Origin of the sequence: Mesorhizobium sp. M2A.F.Ca.ET.037.01.1.1 (genome assembly GCF_003998075.1) — a bacterium.
In the GTDB taxonomy this organism is placed as follows: domain Bacteria; phylum Pseudomonadota; class Alphaproteobacteria; order Rhizobiales; family Rhizobiaceae; genus Mesorhizobium.
The window spans coordinates 1-4,499 of record NZ_RZSA01000551.1; the positions used below are offsets into that span (position 1 = coordinate 1).

At 61.8% G+C, this 4,499-nt stretch carries 6 protein-coding genes and 1 pseudogene; 6 read left to right on the forward strand and 1 reads right to left on the reverse strand.

Annotated features, from left to right (window positions below; all coding sequences use genetic code 11):
- The 3 genes and pseudogenes from EOA27_RS23835 to pqqE form a co-directional block, all read left to right on the forward strand.
- Nucleotides 1-422, forward strand: a pseudogene (locus tag EOA27_RS23835) (pyrroloquinoline quinone biosynthesis protein C); the annotation flags it as partial.
- Nucleotides 419-715 carry a pyrroloquinoline quinone biosynthesis peptide chaperone PqqD gene (gene pqqD / locus EOA27_RS23840; protein ID WP_126081291.1) on the forward strand — a complete coding sequence of 99 codons (297 nt, stop codon included), beginning with the start codon at nt 419-421 and terminating at the stop codon, nt 713-715. The pseudogene EOA27_RS23835 and the gene pqqD, both read left to right, overlap by 4 nt.
- Nucleotides 712-1,812, forward strand: a complete 1,101-nt coding sequence (gene pqqE / locus EOA27_RS23845) for a pyrroloquinoline quinone biosynthesis protein PqqE (protein WP_126081290.1) — start codon at nt 712-714, stop codon at nt 1,810-1,812. Before pqqD ends, pqqE begins: the two co-directional genes overlap by 4 nt.
- Before the next feature lie 216 nt (nt 1,813-2,028).
- Here pqqE and EOA27_RS23850 read toward each other — a convergent pair whose 3' ends face one another.
- Nucleotides 2,029-2,661 (reverse strand): hypothetical protein, encoded by a 633-nt coding sequence (locus EOA27_RS23850; RefSeq protein WP_126083714.1) that lies wholly within the window; start codon nt 2,659-2,661, stop codon nt 2,029-2,031.
- Nucleotides 2,662-2,843: 182 nt separating this feature from the next.
- On the opposite strand from EOA27_RS23850, the gene EOA27_RS23855 reads away from it, so the two are divergent.
- From EOA27_RS23855 to EOA27_RS23865, 3 genes are all read left to right on the forward strand, one after another.
- The gene (locus tag EOA27_RS23855) at nt 2,844-3,407 is read left to right on the forward strand and encodes a DUF1003 domain-containing protein (protein WP_126081289.1); all 564 of its coding nucleotides are present in this window, start codon (nt 2,844-2,846) and stop codon (nt 3,405-3,407) included.
- Between the two features lie 52 nt (nt 3,408-3,459).
- Nucleotides 3,460-3,825 (forward strand): VOC family protein, encoded by a 366-nt coding sequence (locus EOA27_RS23860; protein ID WP_126081288.1) that lies wholly within the window; start codon nt 3,460-3,462, stop codon nt 3,823-3,825.
- A 181-nt stretch (nt 3,826-4,006) separates the two neighbouring features.
- On the forward strand, nt 4,007-4,499 hold a 493-nt coding region (locus EOA27_RS23865; RefSeq protein ID WP_145970494.1), incomplete at its 3' end, for a DUF4142 domain-containing protein.

Consider the following 4,499-nt stretch of genomic DNA (forward strand, 5'->3'; position numbering starts at 1 on the left):
ATGCCGAAGCGGTCAAAAGCGAAAGGCTGGCGCTGCCGGCGACCCGATTCGCCGTCGGCGCCTATCTCTCCTTCTGCACCAACCGGACGCTGCTCGAGGCAGTCGCGTCCTCGCTGACCGAGATGTTCTCGCCGGCCATCATCGGCGAGCGGGTGCCGGCGATGCTGGCCAGATATGAGCACATCACCGAGGATACGCTGGCCTATTTCACGCGACGGCCCGAACAGGCATCGCGCGACGCCGACTTCGCCCTCGCCTATGTGCTCGTCCATGCCGACACGCCCGAACGCCAGCAGCAGGCGATCGATGCGCTGGTGTTCAAATGCGACATACTCTGGGCCATGCTCGATGCGCTCCAGCATGCCTATGGCGCGCCGGGGAACATACCGCCCGGCGCCTTCCGCCCGGAGACGGCTTCATGACGGCGCCGCGCGAAAGAGCCATCGTGTCGTTGCGCTCCGCGCCATCGCTGCCCAGGCATGTGCGCATCCAGCACGACCCCGTGCGACTGGCCTTCGCCGTGCTTGCGCCGGAGAAGGTGTTCTGGCCGAATGACATCAGTCTCGACATACTGCGCCGCTGCGACGGGCAATCAACCGTCGAGCGCATCATCGCCGATCTTGCGGCCGACTACGACGCGGATCCGCAGGACGTGGCGGACGATGTCATCCGCTTCCTGCAGGAATGGTCGGACAAGCTTTTGGTGAAGCTGTGAGCGAGCCCATTCTGCCTCCGATCGGCATGCTGGCGGAACTGACGCATCGCTGCCCGCTGCAGTGCCCCTATTGCTCCAACCCGCTTGAATTGCTGAAGGCCAACCGCGAGCTCGACACGCAGACCTGGCTCGATCTCTTCTCGCAGGCCGCCGATCTCGGCGTCCTGCAGGTGCATCTCTCCGGTGGCGAACCGACGCTGCGCCGCGACCTCGAGCAACTGATCGCCGGGCTTTCCGCGCGCGGCGTCTACACCAACCTCATCACCGCCGGTGTCGGCATTGCCGAAGGCCGCATCGAGGCCTTTGCCGAAGCCGGCCTCGACCACCTGCAACTGAGTTTCCAGGGCGCCCGCCCAGTGACCACCGATGGCATCGGCAACCACCGGGGCAGCCATGAGAAAAAGCTGGAGACGGCGCACCGCGCCCGCGCGGCCGGGCTGCCGCTCACCATCAACGCGCCGGTCCATCGGCAAAACATCGAGGAAGTGCCGGAATTCATCGACCTCGCCCTATCCCTGGGCGCGGAGCGGCTCGAGATCGCCAATGTCCAATATGCCGGCTGGGCGCTAGCCAATCGCAGTTTGCTAATGCCCGACCCTGCCGCGGTCGACCGGCAGGCCGACATCGTCGCGGCTGCCCAGGAACAGCTCGCCGGCATCATGACCATCGATTTCGTCACGCCGGATTACTTCGCCATCTACCCCAAGCCATGCATGGGCGGCTGGGCACGCGACGCCTTCATGGTGGCTCCCGACGGCACCGTATTGCCGTGCCATGAAGCGCAGACGATTCCCTCGCTGCGCTTCGAGCGCTTCGGAGACCGCAGCCTCGCCGAAATCTGGACCGACTCACCGGCCTTCAACGCCTTCCGCGGCACCGAATGGATGCGGGAGCCGTGCCGAAGCTGCGAGCGTCGCGAGGTCGACTGGGGCGGCTGCCGGTGTCAGGCATTGGCGATTGTCGGCAATGCCGCTGCAACAGATCCAGCCTGCATCAAGTCGACAGCACACGCACGTATGGCCGCCTTGGTCGGTGAAGCGCGGCGCAGCAATACCGCCGGAGACGATGCTTTCATGTATCGCCGGATAGGATCGTGATTTTGACGGTAGCAACAATCGCCGCCGATACGGTCCCGGCTTCGGCTAGAGCAATTCCAGGAAAAGTGTGAGCGGTTTTCCGTCCGGAATTGCGTAAAAACAAAATAGATAGGGCGTTTCGCCGTTTCTATGAAACGGTGAAACGCACTAGCAGCGACGGTCCATCTCGGCGATTGATATACTCTTCGCTTGGAAGCACGCTGGCGGGCAATTCCCTCAGCGCAAAAGGCCGTCCATATCGAAATCTTCCCAGCCTCTCAGGCGGGGCGCATCGTCCCGGCTCACGTCGGTGTTGCTTGCGGCCCCAGCGCGATTCTTTTGGGAGCGCTTCAGAGCCGCCCTTGCGGCGGCGCGTCTCCGGTTCTCGGCAGCTGTCGCCGCGTCTACATCACGCCAGACGGTGACCAGATCGCGGTCAAGCACATCCTCGATGTGGCGAGGGTCGAACACGTGGAAGGTGATCTTCCTCGCCCGGCCGCGAAGTTTCACGGTTCGCGTCCCGGCGCTTTGAAGCCGACCGTCCTTCAGCCAGCGGTGCCGCTCGCCGGACGAGATCGTCAGGATATCCTCGACCTCGCGAGGGATGACCGGCAGGTCTGCGATGTCGCGCATGGCTTTGGATACGACCACCGCTGCCGCTTCAACATCGGCATCCGAGCCCTCCGGGAGGCGCAAGGTGAGCACCCGAGATTCAATGTGAAGCAGCTTTTTCAGGGGCGCAGGAAGGCGAGCGCGTATCTCGAGGAAGATGCCCCTCGTCCGCATCGACGATCCCAAGGTGGCCGCCGACGAAAGCGGCCACTCAGCTATCAACTTGGCGGTAGGTTCGGTTTTTCGGCGCCCTGGCATATCCGATAAATAGGTCGGGCTGATCCCAGAGCAAAGCCGGCTCAAGAGGCAACCCGTTGTGCCGCGACGCAGTGATCGCAGACAAGCATTCTGCCACGTGTTGCCAGCTGAGAAGGTTCAATGGAGCGAATTGTCAATCGGCGAGTTAGGCTGGCTAGACCGAAGAGACTGGACTAGAATGGATGGCTGCGTCGAAAAGCAACAGATATTTCACGCCAACCAAGCCGGCGCCGGAAGGCCTCGCCCCTGCCCTGGCGCGAAACATTGAGGCGCTGATCGAGAGGCGGAAACGCGAAGCCAAGGCCGCGACGCTGGAGGAGCGCGCGGCCGCAGCGATCAGCGGCTTCGCCGGAAGCATGTTCTTCGTCTACTTACACGTTGCCTTCTTCGGCGGTTGGATCGCCCTCAATGTGGGCATCCTGAGCTCCGTCAGACCCTGGGACCCGTCACTGGTCATCCTGGCCATGTTCGCCTCGGTCGAGGCCATCTTCCTCTCGACCTTCGTGCTCATCAATCAGAACCGAATGGCCGCGGAGGATAATTCCAGGGCAGACCTCGATCTGCAGGTCAGCCTGCTTAACGAGCACGAAACCACCAAGCTCATCAAGCTGGTGGAGGAGATTGCCAAGCGTCTCAACATAGATACCGACGCGGATCACGAGATCAAGGAACTCAAGCGCGATGTGGCGCCGGAGGCAGTTTTGGACAAGATCGAAGAGGTGTCCGACCGTCAGCCGCCCGAGTGACAGATCACCAAAGCTAAGCGTTACTAAGTTGGGTCAATCAGAGGATAGGAGCATGTTCGACCACATCGGCTTCAATGTCGGGAACTTTGAGAAATCGCTCGCCTTTTACAAAGCAGTGTTCGCACCTCTCGATCTTGGCGTGCTGGAATCTGGCGAGGGCTGGGCCATGTTGGGCGGCTACTCCGGTCGTCTCTGGATCGGGGCATTCGGGCCACCACCTGGACCCATCCACATGGCGTTCCGCGCCGGCTCCCGCGCGATGGTACACGCGTTCTACGAGGCAGGCCTTGCAGCCGGAGGTCGCGATAACGGCGCTCCTGGCATTCGCACCCAATACGCGCCGGATTACTTTGCAGCTTTCTTGCTTGACCCGGACGGGCACAATGTCGAGGCCGTAAGCTTCGCTCCGGAAAATTGAGCTGCGCGTTCTGCGCCCCGTCAGCGCACGAGGCCGTGCATATCGAAATCTTCCCAGCCTCTAGGCCCGACGTAGCTGCGAAGCTCATCAGCGTACACCGAAATCGAGTTGGAGTTGGAACAAACGCGGCGGCCTTCTGTTTGCCTCTGAGCACAATTCAGTGCGTTAGAGGACATCATCTATGAAGTTGCGTTTGTTATCGGCCGCGCTCTGCACGGGCGTCGCCTTGGGTTTTGCCCATCCGGCGCTCAGTGCCGAAAAGGCGCAGGATTTCGTCAACAAGGCTGCCGAAGGCGGGATCTTCGAGGTCGAGTCCAGCAAGATCGTCCAGGGCAAGGCGAAGGACCAGGCTGTCAATGAGTTCGCCCAGAAAATGATAACTGATCACGGCGCGGCCAACGCCAAGCTGCAGTCGATCGCCGGCGAGCAGAAACTGCAGATTCCCGCCGAAACGGACGCGAAGCACAAGAGCGATCTTGAGGCGCTGAAATCGGCCAACGGTTCGGCCGACCAGTCCTACGTGAAGATGCAGCAGGACGCGCATGCCGACGCGGTCAAGCTATTCCAGGACTATGCGGCCGACGGCGACAACGCGGGACTGAAGGCATTTGCCCAGCAGACGCTGCCGACACTCAAGATGCACCAGGAGATGATCGAAAAGATCGCCTCAGGCA